Origin of the sequence: Rhodococcoides kroppenstedtii, from assembly GCF_900111805.1 — a bacterium.
Taxonomy (GTDB): domain Bacteria; phylum Actinomycetota; class Actinomycetes; order Mycobacteriales; family Mycobacteriaceae; genus Rhodococcoides; species Rhodococcoides kroppenstedtii.
Map to the genome: position 1 here is coordinate 189,651 of NZ_FOJN01000004.1, position 21,041 is coordinate 210,691.

Below are 21,041 nucleotides of genomic sequence, written 5' to 3' on the forward strand. Positions count from 1 at the left end.
GTGGTTCAGGTCACACGATCCATCGTGCCCACCCTCGGCTGCCAGGAGATGCCATGCTGTCCGACGCTCCCGTCACCGAAGTCACGGACAACCCCCACCAGAACCGGTTCGAGCTCCGGCTGAACGGGGATCTCGTCGGCATCGTCGGCTACTACCCGGTGGAGTCCGCCGGTCGGTCCCGGCGTGCCCCCGTCGTGAGTTTCCTCCACGCCGTGATCACGGAGGACTTCGGCCACCGCGGGCTCGCGGGCATCATGGTGCGTAGCTCGCTCGACGCCGCCCGGGGCTACGGGTGGAAGGTCAAGCCCGTCTGCACCTACGTGCAGCGTTTCGTCGCGGAGAACCCGCAGTACCGCGACCTGATGGCACCGGAGTAAACGGCGCGACCTCCCTGCCGGGTCGCGATTCGGCAACAGTCGTCACTCTGTTCACACAAGTCACAGATCTGTGTTCACAATGGTGTGATGAGTGACAGTCTCGTCGCCGACAATCCGGAACTGTCGCGTGTCGAGCTCACGGTCGACGGCGACCTCGCCGGGATCCTGGCGTACGACGTGATCGGCAGCACCGTGATCCTGCGGCACACCGTGGTCAAGGAGCAGTACGGCGACCACGGGTGGGCGGCCGTCCTGGTCCGCGGCGCCCTCGACATCCTCCGCATGGGCGACCTGCGCGTCTGGCCCGCGTGCGCGATGGTCCGACGGGTCATCGGCGCGGAGCCGGAGTACCTCCCGCTGGTCGCCGATCAGGATCCCGAGGCCGCGGAGGCCGACCGTGTGGCGGAGGCCGCGGAGGCCGGCCGTGTCTCGGAGGTCGCCGAGAGGTCCACGAGCACCGGCGCGTGATCGCTCGCACCCTTGCCCTTGCGTTCCTGCCGGTCGATCTCCGCGCCGACGACCCGCGCGGCGAGGGCCGGTGAGGCGAGGACGAAGTCGATGCGCAGACCCTCGCGGCGCGGGAAGCGCAGCTGCGTGTAGTCCCAGTACGTGTAGACGCCCGGTCCCGGTGTGAACGGCCGCACGACGTCCGCGTATCCGGCGTCGACGACGGCCTCGAACGCCGCCCGCTCGGGCGGGGACGTGTGCGTCCGGCCCTCGAACAGCGCGGGATCCCACACGTCGTCGTCCGTCGGGGCGACGTTCCAGTCGCCGACCAACGCCACCTGCGCCTGCGGATCGGCGTCCAACCACGACCGGGCGTCGTCCCGCAGCGCGGCGAGCCAGTCGAGCTTGTAGCGATAGTGCGGATCGTCGAGGGTGCGGCCGTTGGGGACGTACAGGCTCCACACCCGCACCCCACCGCAGACGGCGCCCAGCGCGCGGGCCTCGACCACCGGCGTCTCCGCCGGGTCCTTGTGGAACCCGGGCTGGTGCTCGAACTCCGTGCGCACGTCCGTCAGGCCCACACGCGAGGCGATCGCGACGCCGTTCCACTGGCTGTGCCCCACGTGGGCGACCTCGTAGCCGATGTCCGCGAAGCGCTGGTAGGGGAACTGCTCGTCCTTGCACTTGGTCTCCTGGATCGCCAGGACGTCGACCTCGGAGCGCCCCAGCCAGTCCACGATCCGGTCGACCCGGGAGCGGACGGAATTGACGTTCCACGTGGCGAGGCGCATGGGCGACAACGGTAGCGGGAGCGGTCGGCCGCTCAGTCCGCCGGCTGCGCGTACCGGTATCGGTGGTGTTCGGTGAACCCCAGCCCCGCGTACAGCGCGGTCGCGGCACCGCCCCCCGATTCCACCTGGACAAGGGCGGTCACCGCGCCCCGTTCCGCGCCCCACGACAGCGCGTCCCGACACACTGCGGCCGCGTGACCACGACGACGAAGGTCCGGACGCGTCGCCACCGCCGCGATGCTCACCACCCGGGTGCCGTCGGGCATGGCGGTGACGGCGGCCCGGGCGACCGCGGCGGTCTCGTACGACCCCTGCGGGTCGGGTCGAGACAGGAACGCGACGTCGCCGCCCCGCACGGCGGTGAGCACATCCGGGACGTCCGCGAACCGGGGATGGTGGGCCGACCACGCGGCGTCGGGTGTCGCCGCGACGGTGCTGCCGGCCGCGGGACGGACCGTCGCCGGCGCGGTCAGCACCGAGACGTCGGGACCCGCCCGCCAGCCCGCCGGGATGCGCAGGATGCGATCGGGGAGGTGCAGCCGCGGGGTGAGGCCGCGGTCGGCGTACCACCGGACCACCGCGGGGAGCGCAGCGAGCAGATCCCCCGTCGCCACCGTCGGATCCACCGGGAGGGCGGAGTTCGCCCGCTGGGACACCCCGTGCCCCGCGCGCAGCATCCAGCCGCCGACGAGGTCCTGCTCGATCCCCGGCCACGCGTCGGCCGCGGCGCGCTCGAGTGCGCGGATCGCACTGGCGCGCACGGGTTTCGGTGGGATCGGCTTGCAGACCACGACGTCGCCGCGGGAGATCGCGACGGTCTCGCCCGACTCGCGGACGACGGTGAGCGTGTCCGGAGACAGGTCGGCCAGCATGCCGAGGACGTCGCTCAGCGGCGGCGCGCCCGCCGCGTCCTGCCGCCGGTACCGCACCACCACCCGGTCGCCGACGGAGACGCGCACGTCAGTCGTCGTCGTGACCGAACGGATCGGCGACGGTGCCGGGAACCCAGCTCAGGCCCGGCACGCCCCAGCCGTTCTTCTTGATCGCCTTCTTGGCCGCGCGGGCGTGGCGGCCGACCAGGACGTCGACGTAGAGGAACCCGTCGAGGTGGCCGGTCTCGTGCTGCAGCATGCGGGCGAAGAATCCGCGGCCCTCGACGGTGACGGGGTTGCCCTCCGCGTCCGTGCCGGTCACGCGGGCCCAGTCGGCGCGGCCGGTGGGGTACTGCTCACCGGGAACGGAGAGGCAGCCCTCGTCGTCGTCCTCCGGGTCGGGCATGGTCTCGGGGATCTCCGACGTCTCGAGAACGGGGTTGACGACCTCGCCGCGGCGGCGGGTGACGGTGCCGTTCTCGTCCTCGAAGGGGCAGTCGTAGACGAACATCCGCAGCGATTCGCCCACCTGGTTCGCGGCCAGGCCCACGCCCTTGGCGGCGTCCATCGTCTCGTACATGTCCGCGATCAGCTGCGCGATCTCGTCGGGCGAGGCCGTCACGGTCTGCGTGGGGGTGTGCAGCACCGGGTCGCCGACGATCCGGATCGGGAAGATGGCCATGGGGCAGAAGGTTACCGGCCCACCCGTCGCGGCGTGTTGGGCCCGCCGCGACCGTCGTCGCCGGCCCCCGCGTGGTTAGATTGCCACCGAAGATGACACGGGTGTGATTCACCGCCCGTGATGCGGACGGACGAGGAGCGAGATGGACAGCGCTGCTGCGCGTAGTCACGGGTCCGAGGCCCCTGCCGACGAGCCTGACGACGGGCTCACGCGTCGGGAACACGACATTCTCTCCTTCGAGCGACAGTGGTGGAAGTACGCCGGCGCCAAGGAAGAAGCGATCAAGGAACTGTTCGACATGTCGGCCACCCGCTACTACCAGGTGCTCAATGCCCTGGTGGACAAGCCGGAGGCGCTGGCGGCCGACCCCATGTTGGTCAAGCGTCTGCGGCGTCTGCGCGCGAGTCGACAGAAGGCCCGCGCCGCACGCCGCCTCGGCTTCGAGATCTGAGCCGTCGCCTAAGCTCGACCCCCGTGAGTACCCGCCCCGACGACACCTCCTCCGGCCCGCCGCTGCGGGCCCTGGCGATGGTGCTGCTGTCCCTCGCCGTCGTGTTCGCGGGCATCGGCATCTTCTCGCTCACCGGCTCGGATTCCGAGGAGACGGCCGCCGCCCCGGCCGCGGACACGAGCGCTGTCCCGACCGCGACGGCCGCGCCGACGGGGACCTCCGCGCCCTCCGCGACAGCCCCGCCGTCGGCGACCTCCGGGTCGCCGACGACGACCACCACCGCGACGACGTCCGGAGCGTCCTCCGCGAGCCCCATCCGCGTCCTCAACAACAGCGAGGTCTCCGGGCTCGCGGCCGAGACGGCCACCCGGCTCGAATCGGCCGGCTTCGCGGTCGGGGAGACGGGCAACTACTCCAGTGGAGTCATCGCCGCGTCGACCGTCTACTACGACCCGGCCGTTCCCGGTCAGCAGGCGCAGGCCGAGCGCATCGCGGGGACACTCGGTTTCGGGTCCGAGCCGCGCTTCGCCGGCATCGCGAACGCGTCGCCGGGGATCGTCGTCATCGTCACTCGATAGCGCCGACTAGAGTCGTCGGCGAGACCCCCGGGTACCAGACGGGGAACCGCACCACCGCCCGTTTCGTCCGGACGCAGGAGAAGAGTGACCATGGCCAGCTGGAAGCGCACAACGATCGTGGCGACGCCCCTCGCCGCCGTCGCCGTCCTCGCCCTCGCGTCGTGCAGCGCGAACGAGAACCCCAGCGACGTTCCGGGCACCACCCCTCCCGTCTTCACCAGTTCCGCACCTCCGGCCGACTACGCGGCGGAGCACGGCGGCGAGTCCCACGGCGGCGAGGGTGAGGGCGGCGACGCGACGGCGTCCGCCGACATGACCGGTGACCTGCGTGATCCGTCCGGCGCGTCCGTGGGCACGGTGTCCTTCACCGAAGAGGACGGGCACCTGAAGGTCACCGTCGAGGCGGAGGGCCTGACCCCCGGCTTCCACGGTCTGCACATGCACCAGAACCCCGTGTGCGAGCCGAACTCCGTCGCTCCCACCGGCGGCGAGCCCGGCGACTTCCTGTCCGCGGGCGGTCACCTGCAGGTGGGCGGCAACACCGGCCACCCCGCCAGCGGCGACCTCACCTCGCTGCAGGCGCGCGAGGACGGCACGGCCACCCTGACCACGACCACCGACGCGGTCACGCTCGACGACCTGTCCGGCGGCGTCGCGGTGATCGTGCACGCGGGTGCGGACAACTTCGCCAACATCCCCACGCGCTACACCCTCCCGGACGGTGCCGCGGTGCCGGATGCCACCACGTTGGCCACGGGTGACGCAGGCGGCCGTGTCGCCTGCGCCGTGGTCGAAGCCGAGTAGAGCGGCCGGTCCGGTCGAGGTTCCGTTCGTCGGGTCGGCGCGGTCGACCATCGGCGTGGAATGGGAGATCGCGCTCGTCGACAAGCAGACGCGCGATCTGTCCAACACTGCCGCCGAGGTCATGGAGGGGGTGGGCGCCCTCGCCGAGAACCCCCGTGTGACCAAGGAGTTGCTGCGCAACACCGTCGAACTCGTCACCGACGTCTGCGACACCGTCGGCGAGGCGATGGACGATCTGAGCGAGTCGCTCGACCTCGTCCGCCGCGCGGCCGACCCACTGGGTGTCGACCTGTTCTGTTCCGGCACCCACCCGTTCGCCGAGTGGTCGTCGCAGCAGCTCACGCGGTCGCCGAACTACGACGAGCTGATCGAGCGCACGCAGTGGTGGGGTCGGCAGATGCTGATCTGGGGGGTGCACGTCCACGTCGGCGTGCGGTCCGCGGACCGGGTGTTCCCCATCCTCAACGCGCTCCTGCTGCAGTACCCGCACCTGCTGGCGCTGTCGGCGTCGTCGCCCACCTGGGCGGGCTCGGACACCGGCTACGCCAGCAACCGCGCCCTGATGTTCCAGCAGCTGCCCACCGCGGGACTGCCGTTCCAGTTCGAGACGTGGTCGCAGTTCGAGGGCTTCGTGCACGACCAGATGAAGACGGGCGTGATCTCCCAACTCGGCGGGATGCACTGGGACATCCGTCCGGTGCCGCGGCTGGGCACCCTCGAGATCCGGGTGTGCGACGGCGTCTCCACCAAGCGTGAACTCGCGGCGCTGGTGGCGTTGATCCACTGTCTCGTGGTCGATTACGACCGTCGGCTCGACGCCGGGGAGACCCTGCCGACCATGCCGCCGTGGCACGTCCAGGAGAACAAGTGGCGCGCCGCTCGCTACGGACTCGAGGCCGAGATCATCCTCGACGCCGACAGCAACGAGCGGCTGGTCACCGACGACCTGAACGATCTGCTGGAGCGTCTCGCCCCCGTCGCCCGCTCGCTCGGGTGCGCCGACGAGCTGGCTTCCGTCGCGGACATCCCGCGCCGCGGCGCGTCGTACCAACGCCAGCGCGCGGTGGCGCAGGCGAACGCCGGTGACCTGACGGCGGTCGTCGATTCCCTGATCGACGAGCTGCGTCAGCCCTGACGGTCGGTGTCGGTCGGGTCGTCGGCCGCGTCCCGGTCGTGGCCGTCGGCGTTCTCGGCCTTCTCGGCGCCCTGGGCCTCGAGCTCGTCGACCATGAACAGGTCGGACCGCATCCGTTGTTCGCGGTAGGCGACCCGGCCGACCGTGTGGGCGATGATCGGGGCGGTGAGCACCGTGAAGATGCCCACGAGCGCGATCATCCAGATGTCCACGTTGCCCCGCAGGCTGTTGAACGCGCCCAGCAGAATGAGCACGAGCCCGACGACCTGCGGCTTGGTGGCGGCGTGCATCCGCGACAGTGTGTCGGGAAAGCGCACCACTCCGATCGCGGCGGTCAGGGCGAGCAGCGACCCGAGGAAGATCAGGGTTCCGGTGACGATGTCGGACAAGGTGCTCATCGGGGCTCGCTCTCGTCGGTCCGGTTCGCGGAGTCGCGTACCGGGGGATGGACGGGACGGCGGGCCGCTCGTGCCGTTTCCGGGGTGTCCGCCACGCGGAATCGGGCGACGCTCACGGAGCCGACGAAGCCCACGACGGCGAGGGCGACGATCGACGGGACCAGCGTGGTGTCGCGGCTGTAGACCGACCACACCATCACCCCGCAGATCACCAGTGCGATGAGCGTGTCGACGGCGGCGAGGCGGTCGAGCGAATTCGGTCCGGCCAGCAGGCGGTACGCCACGATGAGGCCGGCGACCGCGAGCATGACACCGGACACCGTGAGGACGACGGTCATCGGCGATCCTTCCCGTCGGGTCCTGCGGAGTAGTCGGTGGTGATGTCGTGCGCGGTCTCGACAACGGTGTCCTCGTCGTCCCGCGTGGTGTGCACCACGGCGGGGTGCCACTCGGAGTCACGCTCGAACGCACGGATGAACGCGTCCTCGTAGACCCGGACGATGGTGCGGAACTGGTCGATCGCGTCGGGCTTGGCGACGTCGAGCACGTGGATGTAGAGCACGCGCTCCGCGCGGTCGATCTCGAGAACCAAGGTGCCGGGCACCATGTTCAGCGAGTCGACCATGAAGGTGAGGACCAGGTCGGACTTGATGCGGACCGGGTAGCGCAGAACGGCGTTGACGGGGTTCGGACCCGGACGGACGGCGGCCCAGGCGACCTGCACGCTGGACACCAGGGCGTAGTAGACGAGAACCCCGACCAGCCGAACGACCGAGAGCGGATGAACGCGACCCTCCACCGGAACCGTGGGCAGGGCCAGCACGGTGGTGACGAACAGGGCGACGACGATGCCGCCGGCGATGTTGGCGACGGACACGTTGCCCCAGAGGAGCACCCACACGGCGGTGAGCCAGGTGACCAGGGCGAGCTTCAGTGCGAGTTCGCGGTGCATCAGCGTCATCGCGGTTCCTCCCCGGTCGCGTAGGTGACGGGATCGTCGATGCCGCCGAGGACGGCAGTGACGTAGACCGAGGGTGCGCGCAGTTCGTCGGCGGCGCGGTTGCTGATGCCGATGAACGGTCCGGCGAAGACGGTCAGGGAGAGGCCGACGGCGACCAACGCGATGGTGGGGGCCAGCATGCCGACGGGCATCCGTCCCGGATCGTCGCGATTCTCGAACTCGACGTCGGTGGCGTTGTCGAGCAACGCCGTCGGCGAGTTGTCCGAGAGACCGCCCTCGGGGGCGTCGGCCCGCGCACGCCAGAACGCCTTGGTCCACACGCGGGCCACCACGTACAGCGTCAGCAGCGAGGTGACGACGCTGCCCGCGACGAGGATCCAGGCCAGGGCGGACGCCTTGTCCACACCGGCCTCGAGCAGCGCGACCTTGCCCACGAACCCGGAGAAGGGCGGGATGCCACCGAGATTGAGGGCGGGGATCAGGAAGATGATCGCCAGCAGGGGACTCGCGGCGGCCAGACCACCGAGGCGGCGCAACGACGACGAGCCCGCCTGCCGGTCGATCAGGCCCACCACCAGGAAGAGCGTGGTCTGCACGAGAATGTGGTGCGCGACGTAGTAGACCGCACCGGCGAGCCCCGCGGTCGAGGAGAGCGCCACGCCGAAGATCATGTAACCGATGTGCGAGACCAGCGTGAAGGACAGCAGACGTTTTATCTCGCTCTGCGCGATCGCACCGAGGATGCCGATCACCATCGTGAGCAGTCCGGCGATCATGAGGACGTTGTCCATCGACCCGTCGGTGAACAGCAGCGTGTGGGTCCGGATGATCGCGTAGACGCCCACCTTGGTGAGCAAGCCCGCGAACACCGCCGTCACGGGCGCAGGTGCCGTCGGATAGGAGTCCGGGAGCCAGGCGGACAGCGGGAAGACGGCCGCCTTGATGCCGAAGGCCACGAGCAGAATGGCGAAGAGGGCCATCTTCGTACCCTGCGGAACGTCGGGCAGGCGAAGGGCGAGCTGGGCGAAGTTGAGCGTTCCGGTCGCGGCGTAGACGACGGCGACACCGATGAGGAACACCATCGACGAGACCGCGGAGACCATCACGTACGACACACCGGCACGGACCCGCTCCGCGCTGGCACCGAGCGTCAAGAGGACGAACGACGCGACGAGGAGGACCTCGAAGCCGACGAACAGGTTGAACAGGTCGCCGGCGAGGAACGCGTTGCAGACACCCGCGGTCAGGGCCAGGTAGGTGGGCAGGAAGATCGACACCGGCTGTTCGGCGTCACCGTCGCGAATGCCCTGACCGACGGCGTAGACGATGACGGCGAGCAGGACGACGGCCGACACCACCAGCATGATGGCCGACAGGCGGTCGACCACCAGAGTGATGCCGAACGGCGCCTCCCAGCCACCGATCTGCAGCGCGCTGGTGCCGTCGCGGTCGGCCAGGAAGAGCAGGAGCACGGACACCACGACCACGCCGACGAGGGCGGCGATGGTGACCGCGCGCTGTGCGCGCGGCTTGCGCCCCAGAATGAGCGTCAGGGCCGCGGCCAACAGCGGGATCAGGACGGGAAGGGGCGTCAGGGGACCCACCCACGAGGACGGCACGGTCATCGTCGTCCTCCGCCGGTGGTGGTGTCGTCGTCGTCTCGGAAGTGGCCCTCGTGCAGGTCCTCGTAGGCCACGAGGTCCTCGCGGTTGGCGATCTGATCGAGCGGAATGGGGTTACCGTCCTTGTCGAAGGCGTCGCCGGCCTCACCGGGCTCGCCGGTGACCGGGTCGTCGGACTTGTCGCGGTCGGGCGCTTCGGCCGGGCTGCGCCGCTGCGACACCTTGGTGTCCTCGGGGTCGTTCTCGACCACGTCCGCGACGTTGATCGTGTACGACCGGTAGGCGAGAGCCAGGACGAACGCGGCGATGCCCATCGTGATGACGATCGCGGTCAGGATCAGGGCCTGGGCCAGCGCGTCGGCGTCGCCGTCGGCGACCTCCGAGATGCGGCCGACGACGGGCGGATTACCGCCGGGGCCGCCGGAGGCGAGGATGAGCAGGTTGATGCCGTTGCTCATCAACAGCAGGCCGAGCAGCATCCGTACGATGCTGCGTTCGATCATGAGGTAGACACCGGTGCCGATCAGGACGGCCACCAGTGCCAGGACGGCGAGGTTCGCGCTCATTGCTGGCTCGTTTCGATCTGGGCGTCGAGGCGCGCGCCGAGGCTGCGCAGCACGTCGAGCACGAGGCCGACGACGATGAGGTACACACCGGCGTCGAAGAACAGGGCCGTGACCATCTTGATGTCGCCGAGCAAGGGCAGCGTCGCCTCGAACGTGGCCGAGGACAGCGCAGGCGCGCCCAGCAGGATCGAGGCCAGCGCGGTGCCGCCGGCGAAGAGCAGTCCGATGCCCAGAATCTTCCCGGCGTCGAACGGCAGGGTCTCGCCGAGCTCGTACCGACCGCCCGCCAGATAGCGCAGAACCAGCGCCAGACCGGCCGTCAGGCCGCCGGCGAAACCGCCGCCCGGCGCGTTGTGTCCGGCGAAGAAGAAGTAGATGGACAGCACCATCACGGTGGGGAAGACCAGGCGGGTGGTGACCTCGAGCACGAGCACACGGTGCTTCGGATCGATGAGGTCGCTGCCGGAGAGCCAGGTGATCTCGGAGGCCGCCTGGCGGGAGTCAATCGACGCGGGCGCGTCGGAGACGCGGGGTGCGCTGCCGAAGCGGCGATTTCGGAAGACGAGGCTCGCGACGCCGGTGGCGGCCACCAGCAGCACCGAGATCTCGCCGAACGTGTCCCACGCGCGGATGTCGACCAGGATGACGTTGACCACGTTGTTGCCGTCGCCGAAGTCGTACGCCAGATCCGGGAAGTAGTCCGCGATCGGGCGAGTGGTTCGGCCGTTCATCGCGAAGGCGCCGACGGCGGTCACCGTCAGACCCACGGCGGCGGCGAGCAGGATGCGCAGACCCTTGTGGCCGAACGAGCGGCCCTCGTCGATCTCCGCAGGAAGTTTGCGCAGCACCAGGACGAAGACGACCAGCGTGAGGGTCTCGACGAGGAACTGGGTGAGCGCGAGGTCGGGAGCGCCGTGGATGGCGAACAGCAGGCCGGCGCCGTATCCGGTGACACCCACGAGCAGGACCGCGGCCAGACGGTTCCGCATCACCGCGGCGCCGACGGCTGCGGCCATCATGATCGCGCCGATCACGAACTGCAGGGGTGAGTCGGCCAGTCGGGTCTCGATGCCCTTGCGGGTGTGGACCAGCAGAGAGATCAGCGGGAACAGTGCGAGCGTGCCGAGGATCACCGCCTGCGTCCCCGGCAGCGAGCCGCGCTGCGTGGACCCCGTGATGCGCAGCGACAGGGAGTCCATGAGCTGCAGCGTGCGGTCGTAGATGCGGTCGGCGTTCAGCGGCGAGGGCGGCACGGCACGCGCGATCGACTTGTGCACCTTGTAGAGCGCGACACCGACCACGATCACGATCGCCGTCATGTACAGCGGGATCGAGAAGCCGTGCCACAGCGCGAGGTGGTAGACCTTCGCGCCGTACGACGGCAGCGTCTCGGCGTACGGGGACAGCAGCCGGTCCATCACCGGCGCGGCGAGGCCGGCGGCCAACCCCAGGGCGGCAAGCAGCACCGGCGGGGTGAGGAAGAACGCGCCCGGAGCGTGCATGCCCGCCACCGCGGCGCTCGGCGCGCGCAGCTTCTTCCGGCCGAAGGCGCCCCAGACGAAGCGCAGGCTGTACGCCACGGTGAGGATGGACCCGAGCACCATCACGCCGAGGACCACCGCCGACGCGCCGGGACTCATCGCCTCGGAGTCGATGGCCGCTTCGAAGGCGGATTCCTTGCCGACGAATCCGAGGAACGGGGGCAGGCCCGCCATCGAGGCCGCGGCGACGACACCCGTCACGCAGAGGACCGGCGCCCGACTGCCCAGATGGGCGAGCTTGCGGACGTCGCGGGTGCCGGTGGTGTGGTCGATGATGCCGACCACCATGAACAGGGCCGCTTTGAAGAAGCCGTGGGCCATCACCATCGCCAGTCCGGCGAGCATGGCCGTGCGCGTGCCGATGCCCACGATGGCGGTGAGGAAGCCCAGCTGGCTGACGGTGCCGAACGCGAGCACCAGCTTGAGGTCGTACGCCCGGAGCGCGCGGTAGCCGCCCACGATCATCGAGGCCAGGCCGAGCGAGACGATGGTGACGCGCCACGGACCGGCGTCGGCGAACCCCGGCGCGAGCCGGGCGACCAGGTAGATGCCGGCCTTGACCATGGCCGCGGCGTGCAGGTATCCGCTGACGGGCGTGGGCGCGGCCATGGCGCCGGGGAGCCAGAAGTGCAGCGGCACGATGGCCGATTTGCTCAGCGCGCCGACCAGGACGAGGACCAGGCCGACGCCGGCGAGCCACCCGCGCGGCGCCGCGGCGACGACGTCAGAGAGGTTGTAGCTGCCGACCATTTCGCCCAGCACGATGATGCCCACGAGCATCGCCAGGCCGCCGGCGGTGGTGACCAGCAGGGCCTGCGTGGCCGCGCGCCGCGAGGAGGCACGCTCGGCGTAGTGGCCGACCAGCAGGAACGACAACACCGTCGTCAGTTCCCAGAAGATGTAGAGCATGAGCATGTTGTCGCTGGTGACCAGCGCGAACATGACGCCCGCGAACGCGACCATCTCGGCGGCGAAGATGCCCAGGCGGGGCTCGTCGTCCTCGAAGTAGCGAGCGCAGTAGACGAGGATCAACGTGCCGATGCCGAGGATGAGCACGCTCATGACGGCGGCGAGAGAGTCGAACCGCATGTCGATGTCCATCGACAGCCCGGGCACCCACTCGATGTCCAGACGCTGCTCGTTGTCCCAGTTCCCGATCACCCAGCCGAGGGACGCCGCCGGCACCAGAGCGAGGGCGAGGAAGGCGTTGCGCCCCCACCACCGGACCAGCAGGGGCGCCACGACCGCGGCGACGGCGTGGGCGACGAGAACAGCAAGCAAGTGGCACTCCGTCGGTAGCGTGGGGGCGGCGGGGTGTCGGACGAATCGATGGCGCCGTGAGGACCGGCGTTCCGGGACGACCGTGCAACCCCATCTTACGTGCCCGGTGGCGGCACCGTTCCGGCAGGGATACCCACGGGGGGTAGGGGTATGTGGGCGATCAGCCGCGTCGGGACAGTGTGACCAGCCGCAGGACCGCCGCCACCGACACCCCGAGGAGTAGGTAGGTGGGGGTGGGGTCGACCGAGATGCCGTCGAGAGAGATACCGATTCCCGTGACCGTTCCCGGGCTGACCGGTTCCGCCGGGCCCAGCGTGGCCAGGAAGTCGTCGATGGCGACTTGATCGAGCAGCAACGGAGGCACCGGCGCCGCCGTCGACAGCAGCAGCGCGAAGCCCGGAAGAGCGAGGGCGAGAGGCCTGACCGTCGGGTGTGGTGCGTGCGGGAAGGCCGGAGGCCGGTCGGGATGATGCGAGCCGGGTGACCCCGCCGCGCCGACGAGCAGGACCGGCAGGGCGACCGCCACGACACCCAGGGCGACGGCCGGGGCGGGCTCGACGTCCAGCAGGCTCGCGGCGGCGGGCGCGGCGGCGAGTGCCACGGCGGCGATCCACGACGCGACGCGCCCGACCGGCAGCAGCCACGCCGCGAGCGCCCCCACCACGAGCCCGACGAGACCGACGGCGAGCAGGACGGTGACGGACGACGCGGTTCTGGCCAGCGTGTTCCACGAGGCGACGGCGGCGGTGGTCGCGAGGACGGTCGCGACGACGGTGCGGGCTTCGGGTGCGTCCCAGCGGGCGGCCACGCGGTCGATCACGACGAGGGTGACGACCAGCGCGGCGATCGCGAAGGCCAGGGAGTACTCGCCGGTGCCCACGACGTCGACGCCGACCCGGCACACGACGGCGACGAGAACGGCGTAGAGCACGAGCCGGAGAAGGTCGCGGTTCGGCACGTCGGGCACGTCGGGCACCGACTCGGTCCGTCGCTGGTCCGGCCCCGGCAGGGTGGCGGCGGCCACGGCCGCGGCGACGGCGGCGCCGACCAGCCACCAGGCGGGCTCGCCGAACACGCTGCTGCTGTCGATTCGCAGCGCCACGAAGCCGTCGGTGGTGGCCCGCGTCGAGGCGACGGCCACTGCCGTCCCGCCGAGCAGACCCGTCGCGAGTGCGAACCAGCCGAGGCGTGACCGGCGCACCCCGTGCAGGGCGAGTCCGAGCAGTACCCCCGCGGACACGGACTTCACTCCGTGCAGGGCGATGAGGACGGACAGACTCGCGGACTGGGGGATGGCGACCTTGGTGAACGCGAGGAGCACGATCGCGACGACGGCGAGGATCCACGGCAACCGCCGAGCGCGTCCGGCGACGGCGAGGAACAGTGCCGCGACGACCACGGCCAGGACCTGGCCGACGATCGTCGCCGTCGACTGGGCGGACTGCCAGCGGACCAGATCGTCGACGCCGGCGGCGAACGGCCACTGCGCGGTGCGGGGACCGGACCATGCCACGGCGACGAGCGCACCGGACGCGCACGCGGCGACAGCGGGAACGGCCCCGGCGGCGGGGAGGTCGGCGCGCAGTCGTCTCACTGCATCGAACCTATCGGTCCCGCTCGGCGCACCGGGAATGCGCGTCGGGCGGAGGGGGTTCGTACCCAGCATGACGACACTCGCGCAGAAGGCCACCACGCTCCTCGACCTGCACGTTCCGGGCACCCCGGTCATCCTCCCGACGGTGTGGGACGCCTGGTCCGCGAATCTGGCGGTCACGGCCGGGTTCTCGGCGTTGACGGTGGGTTCGCACCCCGTCGCGGACTCGGTGGGCAAGTCCGACAACGAGGGCATGACGTTCGAGGATCTGCTCACCCGCGTCCGACAGATCACCGCCGCGGTCGACGTCCCGATCTCCGTCGACATCGAGTCCGGCTACGGCGAGGACCCGACGCGGCTGATCGAGGGCCTGATCGACGCGGGCGCCGTCGGCCTGAACATCGAGGACACCGTGCACGGCGAGGGCGGCCGACTCCGCGAGGCGCAGGAGCACGCCGACCTGGTGGGCGCACTGCGCGCCGCGTCCGACGCCACCGATGTGCACGTGGTGATCAACGCCCGCACCGACCTCTTCGTCAAGCAGGTCGGCGACGAGAACGATCGCGTCGACCGCGCCATCGCCCGGATGAAGCTGGCGGCCGCGGCCGGCGCCGACTCCCTGTACCCGGTCGGGTTCCACTCCGACGACGACCAGAAGCGCCTCACCGCCGAGCTGCCCCTGCCGGTCAACGCCATCGGCCACCCGGTGAAGAACACCCCGTCGGCGCTCGCTGCCCTGGGTGTTGGCCGCGTCAGCTTCGGTCCGCTGTTCCAGGCGGTGCTCGCCGAGCGCGCGACCGAGGTGCTCGGCGCCTGGCGCTGATCGCGTTCCTAGCGAGAGATGCTGTATGCCTGCAGCGCCGCGACTTGAGCGGCGTCCAGTGACGGCCGGACGGCGTCGCACGCCCGTGCGACGTCGTCCGCAGTCACCACGGCGGCGTCGACGTCGCGGCGCATCGCGGTGAGCGCAGCTTCCCGCAGCAGAGCGGCGCAGTCCGCGGCGGAGTAACCGTCGAGATCCTCGGCGAGAGCGCCGAGGTCGACGTCCTCGGCCAGCGGGACCGAGCGGCCTGCCGTCGCCAGAATGGCCCGCCGCGCGTCGGCATCGGGCGGCGGCACGAAGACCGCCTTCTCCAGTCGGCCCGGTCGCAGGAGAGCGGGGTCGATGAGTTCGGGCCGGTTGGTCGCCCCCAGGACGACGACGTCGCGCAGCGGCTCCACGCCGTCGAGCTCGGTGAGCAGCGCGGCGACCACGCGGTCCCCGACTCCGGAATCGCTGCTCTGGCCACGGCGAGGCGCCAGCGCGTCCACCTCGTCGAGGAAGATCAGCGACGGCGCGGAGTCCCGTGCGCGCCGGAACAACTCGCGCACCGCCTTCTCCGACGAGCCCACCCACTTGTCCATCAGCTCGGCGCCCTTGACGGTGTGGACGCTGAGCTGGCCGGAACTGGCGAGAGCGCGCACCACGAAGGTCTTGCCGCACCCGGGCGGACCGTAGAGCAGAACACCACGCGGCGGCTCCACGCCGAGGCGGGCGAACGAGTCCGGGTGACGCAGCGGCCACAGGACCGCCTCCGTCAGTGCCTGTTTGGTCTCGACCATGTCGCCGACGTCGTCGAGCGTGAGACTCCCGACCACCAGTTCCTCGGTGCCCGAACGGGAGAGCGGCCTGATGACGGCCAGAGCACCGACGAGATCTTCCTGGGTCAGCACCGGCGCCTCGTCGGAGCGATGCGCACGGGCCGCGGCCTGTACCGCGGCCTCCCGGCAGAGAGCAGCGAGGTCGGCCACCACGAAACCCGGTGTCCGGAGCGCGATCTCCCCCGTCGCGATCCTCTCGGTCGGTACGTCGCGCAACAGCACGTCGAGCAGGCGGGCGCGGCCGGCCGAATCCGGCAGGGGCAGTGTGAGTTCCCGGTCGACCAGGTCGGGATCGCGCAGCCGTGCATCGACGGCGTCCGGGCGAGACGTCGTGCACACCAGGGCTGTTCCCGGTGAGTCGACGGCAGCGCGCAACCGGTCGAGCAGCAGCGTCGAGACGGGCTCGGTCTCCGTGGGCAGCAACGCGTCGACGTCGGTCACGAGCAGCACGGTGGGTTCTTTTGCGGACCGCGCCGTCTCGATCACGCGGGAGACCGCGGCCAGCCGATCGTCGGCGGCGGTGGATCCCACCGAGGGGCCGTCGATCTCGACGATCCGGCGCGTCGCGGCGACGGCGCGCACCATCGTCGCTTTCCCGACGCCGCCGGGACCGGTGACCAGCACGCCCAGCCGCGCGGAGGCGCCCAGGGTGCGCAGCAGGTCGGGCCGGTCAAGGGCCAGTTCCAGCCACTCGCTCAGGGTGGCGGCCTGCTCCCTCGCCCCCACCAGATCGTCGACGGCGACGGGTGGTTCCGGCGCCTGCGGTTCGGGTTCGGCGACTCGGCCGGGCCGTGCGTCCGACGAACCGGACCCCGACGCCGCACCCGCGCCGCGGGTCACCGACGTGTTCGGTTGGATGCTGACCGGCCCCGCGGGATCGGTCGAGGTCACCGTGAGCAGCTCGGTGGTCCACGCGACGCCGACGGTGCGTGCGAGTGTCGTCGAGACGGACGCCGTGGACGTGCCGGGGCCCAGGTCGCGGGGCAGGAGGGACACCGCGTCGCCCGCGGTGACCACCTTGCCGAGCAGGGCGCGTCGCAACGTCACGTCGTCGAGCGCGGCCACGGCCGTGCCGCCGTGCACGGTGACCGTGGTCCCGCCCACCACCCGGACGGGGCGGACGACCACGGTGGCGTTTTCGGTCAGACCGGTGTTGGAGAGCGTGACGTCGTCGAGCAACGCGATACCGCTGGTCGAGGCGGTGCTTGCGGCGACTCCACCGATGGCGCCGGCCGTCGCGGCGACTCCACCGATGGCGCCGGCCGTCGCGGCGACCACCACGGCCGTCCGGCGGGATCCGACGAGTTCCACCGCGTCCCATTCGCGCAGCCCCAGTGCCGTCAACGCCTCGGGGTGGATACGGACGATGCCGCGACGCGCGTCGGCGGCCGAGGTGGTGAGCCGGACGGTCAGGGACAGCTCGGGAGTGCTCATCGGTCGTCCCGCGGAACCGGTGGGCGCAGCCGCAGCCGCGCCGAGCTCCGACCGGCGCGCGCCGGGCGGCGTCGACGCACGATGCCCGGCCGTTCCCGACGCGCGGCCCGACGCACCGCGCGGCGCTCGGCGGGCTTGGCCTCCCACGTCTCCGGACGCGCCGCGACCCACCGCTTCGAGCGGATCGCGAACGGGATGTGCGCCAGGTACATCGCGATCAGCACGATGAGCAACACGAACGGGAAGGTGATCAGGGCTGCGCCGGCGACGCCGACCGCGACGAGCAGGATGGCCGCCATGCGTGGCGGCACGGACACGCTCTTGAGGGCCAGGGTGGGAATACGACTGACGATGAGCAGCGCGGACAGCACCACCCAGGTGGCGACGACGTAGTACGAGGACCACCACCCTGTGCCCCACTGTTGTTGCACGGCAAGCGGAGTCAGCGCGATCAGGGCCCCGGCGGGCGCGGGGACCCCCACGAAGTACTCCCCGGCGAACGCGGGTCGGGAGTCGTCGTCGATGAGGGTGTTGAACCGCGCGAGGCGCAGGACGATCGACACCGCGTAGATCAACGCGATGACCCACCCGCCGCTGCTGCCCTCGAGCAGCGTCACGTACAGCACCAGGGCCGGGGCGACGCCGAAGGAGATCGCGTCGGCGAGGGAGTCGAGTTCGGCCCCCATGCGCGACGTCGCGTCGAGCATCCGCGCGATGCGTCCGTCGAGCGAATCGAGCACGGCCGCGGCGCCGATCATGGCCAGGGACAACCCGAGTCGGCCGTCGAGGCCGAACTTCACCGCCGAGAGCCCGGCGCACAGCGCGAGAACGGTGACCGCGCTCGGCAACAGCCGAACGGGGCCGGTACGCCCACCCTCTCCGTCGGACGCGGACGAGTCCTCCGCGGCGATCACGGCAGTTCGGCGAGCACGGTCTCGGCGCCGACCGCGCGCTGGCCCGGCAGCACCGCCAAGCGGGATCCCTCGGGAAAGTAGGTGTCCACGCGGGAGCCGAAGCGGATCAGCCCGTAGGTGTCGCCGATGGTCAGGGTGTCACCCGCCGACGCCTGGTTGACGATCCGCCGAGCCAGCAGGCCGGCGATCTGTACGACGGCGAGATCGTGCCCGGCCGGGGTCCGCAGGTGCATCGAGGTGCGCTCGTTGACCACGCTGGCGTCGGCGAGATCCGCCGAGAGGAACTGGCCCGCCTTGTGGACGACGTCGACGACCTCGCCCGACACGGGGACACGCTGGACGTGGACGTCCAGCACCGACAGGAAGATGCTGACGCGCGGCAGCGGCTCGGTCCCGAGGTCGAGCTCCGCCGGGGGCACGGCGACGTCGACCAACGCCACTTCGCCGTCGGCGGGAGCGACGACGACGCCCGCCCGGTTCGGGGGCACGCGCGGCGGGTGGCGGAAGAAGCCGGCCATCGCACCTGCGGTGAGGAGCGAGGCGGTGCGCACCGCACGGCGACGACGGCCGAGTGCGGCCACGGCGAGCGGTGCGGCGACGAACGGGGCGCCCGCAGGATGCAGCGGCGGAATCGACGAGCGGATCAGATCCACGACGTGGCCGAGGCCGGTCGGTTCGGGGGTGCCTGCTGGGACGGGGCGTCGGGCCACGATCTCCTCTTACGTCGTATGGATGTGCCGGCGTGGGGAACCGACCGGGCCGCGGAGACGGCTCGGGGCCCCTCACGAGATTACGTGAGGGGCCCCGAACGGTCCGGAGACGGATCAGACGCGCGAACGACGCCCGGTGACCGCCTTGACAACAAACAGAAGTGCGCAGGCACCGATCAAGCAGACTACGAAACTGTAGATCCAGCCTCCGCTTTCCATGCCGAAGACGCGGCTCGCCACGAAGCCAGCGATGAGTCCACCCACAACGCCTACAACGACGTTCAGAATGATGCCCTGCTGCGCGTCCGTCTTCATGATCTTGCTGCCGATCCAACCCGCGAGACCGCCGATGATGATCCAACCAATCCAACCGAGCTCGACCATGTCCATACCTCTTCCGACTCGAGACTCTCCGTCGACCCGAAGTCCAGGCGCGACGTCGGCAATCGGCTACCCGAGCCCCCACCCCGTGAAACGCCGCAAGTAGCGACAGCGCATCACGATCGGGCCTCGAAACGGTGTCGAGGTCACGTCTGTGGTGCGACGAGCAGGACGGAGTCCGTCTCTCCGTTGTCCGTGGTCACCAGCAGCGAGCCGTCGGGCTGCGCCGAGACGGTCCGGATCCGACCGAACTCGCCCAGTTCCGGCAGGGTGGTCTGCTCGGTGACGGTGGCGCCGTCCTCGGACAGGCGGAGCAGAAGCACCTGCTGACCCTTCTGCACTCCCACGGCGAGTGCCCCGTCCCAGGCGCCCCAATCCGATCCGGTGAGGAACGTTCCGGACGCCGTCGCCACGGTGCTCGGCCCCGAACTCCACACCGCACCCCGTGCGCCCGGCACGCGGTCCGGATCGGTCATGGGCACCGACTCGTCGTACCCGGATCCACTACGGTCCGGCGACCACCCGTAGTTGCCGCCGGGGGTCAGCACATTGACCTCGTCGTCGCGTGAACTGCCCTGCTCCACCGAGTACAGGCGGCCGGTGCCGGGCTGCTCCGCGAGTCCCTGGACGTTGCGGTGACCGAGCGTGAACACCGGCGACGCCGGATCCGGATTGTCGGCCGCCGGCGCACCCGTGGCGGCGTCGACACGCAACACCTTGCCGCCCAGCGAGTTTCGATCCTGCGGAACCGACGGCTGCGCCGCGTCGCCCGTGCCGATCAACAGCGTGCCGTCGTCGGCCGGGAGGATGCGGCATCCGCCGTGCCGACCCGTCGACACCGGGAACCCGTCGATCACCGTGCGCTCGCGAGTCAGACCCGACCAGTCGGGGGCGACGGTCCAGGCCACCACCCCGACGGAGCGGCCACCGCCCGACTCGATGCCCTGGCACGTGTACGCGGTGCGGTCCTGCTCGAAATCGGGTGACAGCGCCAGCGCCATCAACCCGGTCTCCGACGACGCGACGAGGTCCGACAGGTCCGCCGACATCGGCGTGGGCTCCGCCCCCGGACGCACCGCCGTGAACGAGCCGGCGCGCTCGGTGAAGACGATGGTCCCGTCGGGCGCCTTCGCGACGTCCCACGGATGATCGAGCCCGTCGGCCACCACTTCCACCGACACCGGCGGCGGTGCCTTGTCCGCGATCGGCGGGGCGGTCGTGGTGGCGGGACTGCTGTCCGCCCCCGCCTCCGAGAAACTGCACGCGGCCGAACTGCACGCGGCCGCGGCGAGTCCCGCCGCAAGGGCGACGGCGGTCAGGGCGGCCGGTCGGCGAGTCATGCCTCCACCGTACGGACGCGACGCCGGATTCGTCCCGATCGCAGCGGTTACGACTCCGTGGCTGCCTTGATCTTGGCCAGCGTGGCGTTCATCCCCCGCTCGAGCTCACCGTCGAAGTTGCGCTGTCCGCCGAACGCGAGCCGAACCAGCAGGTTGGACACCGCCGTCGTCCCGCCCGGTGCCTCACGACGCTCGGTCACGCGGGTGCCCGTCTCCGTCGGCTCCAACTCGTAGGACCAGATCGTGTGGTTCTCCGTCACCCGGAACGCCAGGCGACGCTCCGGCTCGAACCGGACCACCTTCGCCGACGTCGGCCAGACCAGGGGACCGCGCTTGTTGAGGTTGATCGTGCGGGTGCCCAGCTTCGGCTCGCCGCCCAGCACCGTCATCTTCTTGCACTGCGGGCTCCACTCGCCCATGCGCTTCAGGTCGGAGACCACCGCCCACACCGCGGCCGGCGGGGCCTGGACGTCGATGGTGGCGGACAGAGAGGTGGACATGGCGAATCGGTCCCGTCGTCG

General features: G+C 70.7%; 22 protein-coding genes and 1 pseudogene. 7 read left to right on the forward strand and 16 right to left on the reverse strand.

What is annotated here, in order from left to right; genetic code table 11:
• The first annotated feature begins 53 nt into the window (after window positions 1-53).
• Together BMZ18_RS06530 and BMZ18_RS06535 are read left to right on the forward strand one after the other, a co-directional pair.
• Window positions 54-377 (forward strand): GNAT family N-acetyltransferase, encoded by a 324-nt coding sequence (locus BMZ18_RS06530; protein WP_068361562.1) that lies wholly within the window; start codon window positions 54-56, stop codon window positions 375-377.
• 87 nt (window positions 378-464) lie between these two features.
• The gene (locus tag BMZ18_RS06535) at window positions 465-845 is read left to right on the forward strand and encodes a GNAT family N-acetyltransferase (protein WP_068361559.1); all 381 of its coding nucleotides are present in this window, start codon (window positions 465-467) and stop codon (window positions 843-845) included.
• Here BMZ18_RS06535 and BMZ18_RS06540 read toward each other — a convergent pair.
• Genes BMZ18_RS06540 through BMZ18_RS06550 form a run of 3 tightly spaced genes read right to left on the reverse strand, consistent with a single transcriptional unit; the run spans window position 746 to window position 3,169 of the window.
• Window positions 746-1,615, reverse strand: coding sequence for an exodeoxyribonuclease III (locus tag BMZ18_RS06540; RefSeq protein ID WP_082894934.1), 870 nt, complete (start codon window positions 1,613-1,615; stop codon window positions 746-748). The two genes, BMZ18_RS06535 and BMZ18_RS06540, sit on opposite strands and share 100 nt — an antisense overlap.
• A gap of 32 nt (window positions 1,616-1,647) precedes the next feature.
• On the reverse strand, window positions 1,648-2,574 hold the full coding sequence (locus BMZ18_RS06545) for an N-acetylglutamate synthase, CG3035 family (protein WP_068361556.1): 927 nt from the start codon (window positions 2,572-2,574) through the stop codon (window positions 1,648-1,650).
• A 1-nt stretch (window position 2,575) separates the two neighbouring features.
• The gene (locus tag BMZ18_RS06550; RefSeq protein ID WP_068361553.1) at window positions 2,576-3,169 is read right to left on the reverse strand and encodes a peptide deformylase; all 594 of its coding nucleotides are present in this window, start codon (window positions 3,167-3,169) and stop codon (window positions 2,576-2,578) included.
• A 142-nt stretch (window positions 3,170-3,311) separates the two neighbouring features.
• Between BMZ18_RS06550 and napA the strand changes: the two genes are divergently transcribed.
• The 4 genes from napA to BMZ18_RS06570 all read left to right on the forward strand — a co-directional run bounded on the left by napA (window position 3,312) and on the right by BMZ18_RS06570 (window position 6,137).
• Window positions 3,312-3,620 (forward strand): nucleoid-associated protein NapA, encoded by a 309-nt coding sequence (gene napA / locus BMZ18_RS06555; RefSeq protein WP_068099346.1) that lies wholly within the window; start codon window positions 3,312-3,314, stop codon window positions 3,618-3,620.
• A gap of 23 nt (window positions 3,621-3,643) precedes the next feature.
• A complete protein-coding gene (locus tag BMZ18_RS06560) occupies window positions 3,644-4,198 on the forward strand; it encodes a LytR C-terminal domain-containing protein (protein WP_371828485.1) in 555 nt (184 codons plus the stop codon).
• Window positions 4,199-4,288: 90 nt separating this feature from the next.
• Window positions 4,289-5,002, forward strand: a complete 714-nt coding sequence (gene sodC, locus BMZ18_RS06565; protein ID WP_068361599.1) for a superoxide dismutase[Cu-Zn] — start codon at window positions 4,289-4,291, stop codon at window positions 5,000-5,002.
• The gene (locus BMZ18_RS06570) at window positions 4,935-6,137 is read left to right on the forward strand and encodes a glutamate--cysteine ligase (protein ID WP_082894933.1); all 1,203 of its coding nucleotides are present in this window, start codon (window positions 4,935-4,937) and stop codon (window positions 6,135-6,137) included. The genes sodC and BMZ18_RS06570 overlap by 68 nt, the downstream gene beginning before the upstream one ends.
• Here BMZ18_RS06570 and mnhG read toward each other — a convergent pair.
• The 7 genes and pseudogenes from mnhG to BMZ18_RS06605 all read right to left on the reverse strand — a co-directional run bounded on the left by mnhG (window position 6,128) and on the right by BMZ18_RS06605 (window position 14,100).
• The gene (gene mnhG / locus BMZ18_RS06575) at window positions 6,128-6,535 is read right to left on the reverse strand and encodes a monovalent cation/H(+) antiporter subunit G (RefSeq protein ID WP_068361550.1); all 408 of its coding nucleotides are present in this window, start codon (window positions 6,533-6,535) and stop codon (window positions 6,128-6,130) included. The two genes, BMZ18_RS06570 and mnhG, sit on opposite strands and share 10 nt — an antisense overlap.
• An 86-nt stretch (window positions 6,536-6,621) precedes the next feature.
• Window positions 6,622-6,873, reverse strand: a pseudogene (locus BMZ18_RS06580) (monovalent cation/H+ antiporter complex subunit F); the annotation flags it as partial.
• The gene (locus BMZ18_RS06585; protein WP_068361547.1) at window positions 6,870-7,496 is read right to left on the reverse strand and encodes a Na+/H+ antiporter subunit E; all 627 of its coding nucleotides are present in this window, start codon (window positions 7,494-7,496) and stop codon (window positions 6,870-6,872) included. The pseudogene BMZ18_RS06580 and the gene BMZ18_RS06585, both read right to left, overlap by 4 nt.
• Window positions 7,493-9,121 (reverse strand): Na+/H+ antiporter subunit D, encoded by a 1,629-nt coding sequence (locus BMZ18_RS06590; RefSeq protein ID WP_068361544.1) that lies wholly within the window; start codon window positions 9,119-9,121, stop codon window positions 7,493-7,495. The genes BMZ18_RS06585 and BMZ18_RS06590 overlap by 4 nt, the downstream gene beginning before the upstream one ends.
• On the reverse strand, window positions 9,118-9,684 hold the full coding sequence (locus BMZ18_RS06595) for a Na(+)/H(+) antiporter subunit C (RefSeq protein WP_068099349.1): 567 nt from the start codon (window positions 9,682-9,684) through the stop codon (window positions 9,118-9,120). The genes BMZ18_RS06590 and BMZ18_RS06595 overlap by 4 nt, the downstream gene beginning before the upstream one ends.
• Window positions 9,681-12,506, reverse strand: coding sequence for a Na+/H+ antiporter subunit A (locus BMZ18_RS06600; protein WP_068361541.1), 2,826 nt, complete (start codon window positions 12,504-12,506; stop codon window positions 9,681-9,683). Before BMZ18_RS06600 ends, BMZ18_RS06595 begins: the two co-directional genes overlap by 4 nt.
• A gap of 160 nt (window positions 12,507-12,666) precedes the next feature.
• Window positions 12,667-14,100: a hypothetical protein gene (locus BMZ18_RS06605; protein ID WP_068361538.1), complete on the reverse strand. Its 1,434-nt coding sequence runs from the start codon at window positions 14,098-14,100 to the stop codon at window positions 12,667-12,669.
• 70 nt (window positions 14,101-14,170) lie between these two features.
• Here BMZ18_RS06605 and BMZ18_RS06610 point away from each other — a divergent pair, with 70 nt between their 5' ends.
• Window positions 14,171-14,923, forward strand: a complete 753-nt coding sequence (locus BMZ18_RS06610) for an isocitrate lyase/PEP mutase family protein (protein ID WP_068099352.1) — start codon at window positions 14,171-14,173, stop codon at window positions 14,921-14,923.
• Window positions 14,924-14,931: 8 nt separating this feature from the next.
• On the opposite strand, the gene BMZ18_RS06615 is transcribed toward BMZ18_RS06610, so the two are convergent.
• The 6 genes from BMZ18_RS06615 to BMZ18_RS06640 all read right to left on the reverse strand — a co-directional run bounded on the left by BMZ18_RS06615 (window position 14,932) and on the right by BMZ18_RS06640 (window position 21,020).
• Window positions 14,932-17,175, reverse strand: a complete 2,244-nt coding sequence (locus tag BMZ18_RS06615) for an AAA family ATPase (protein WP_068361535.1) — start codon at window positions 17,173-17,175, stop codon at window positions 14,932-14,934.
• Window positions 17,172-18,086, reverse strand: a complete 915-nt coding sequence (locus tag BMZ18_RS06620; RefSeq protein WP_068361593.1) for a CDP-alcohol phosphatidyltransferase family protein — start codon at window positions 18,084-18,086, stop codon at window positions 17,172-17,174. Before BMZ18_RS06620 ends, BMZ18_RS06615 begins: the two co-directional genes overlap by 4 nt.
• On the reverse strand, window positions 18,086-18,799 hold the full coding sequence (locus BMZ18_RS06625; RefSeq protein WP_068361532.1) for a phosphatidylserine decarboxylase: 714 nt from the start codon (window positions 18,797-18,799) through the stop codon (window positions 18,086-18,088). Before BMZ18_RS06625 ends, BMZ18_RS06620 begins: the two co-directional genes overlap by 1 nt.
• 114 nt (window positions 18,800-18,913) lie before the next feature.
• Complete coding sequence (locus BMZ18_RS06630; protein ID WP_068361590.1) at window positions 18,914-19,183, reverse strand: GlsB/YeaQ/YmgE family stress response membrane protein; 270 nt, start codon at window positions 19,181-19,183, stop codon at window positions 18,914-18,916.
• Window positions 19,184-19,326: 143 nt separating this feature from the next.
• The gene (locus BMZ18_RS06635; protein WP_068361530.1) at window positions 19,327-20,520 is read right to left on the reverse strand and encodes a PQQ-dependent sugar dehydrogenase; all 1,194 of its coding nucleotides are present in this window, start codon (window positions 20,518-20,520) and stop codon (window positions 19,327-19,329) included.
• A 47-nt stretch (window positions 20,521-20,567) separates the two neighbouring features.
• Window positions 20,568-21,020, reverse strand: a complete 453-nt coding sequence (locus BMZ18_RS06640) for an SRPBCC family protein (protein ID WP_068361587.1) — start codon at window positions 21,018-21,020, stop codon at window positions 20,568-20,570.
• Window positions 21,021-21,041 lie beyond the last annotated feature (21 nt).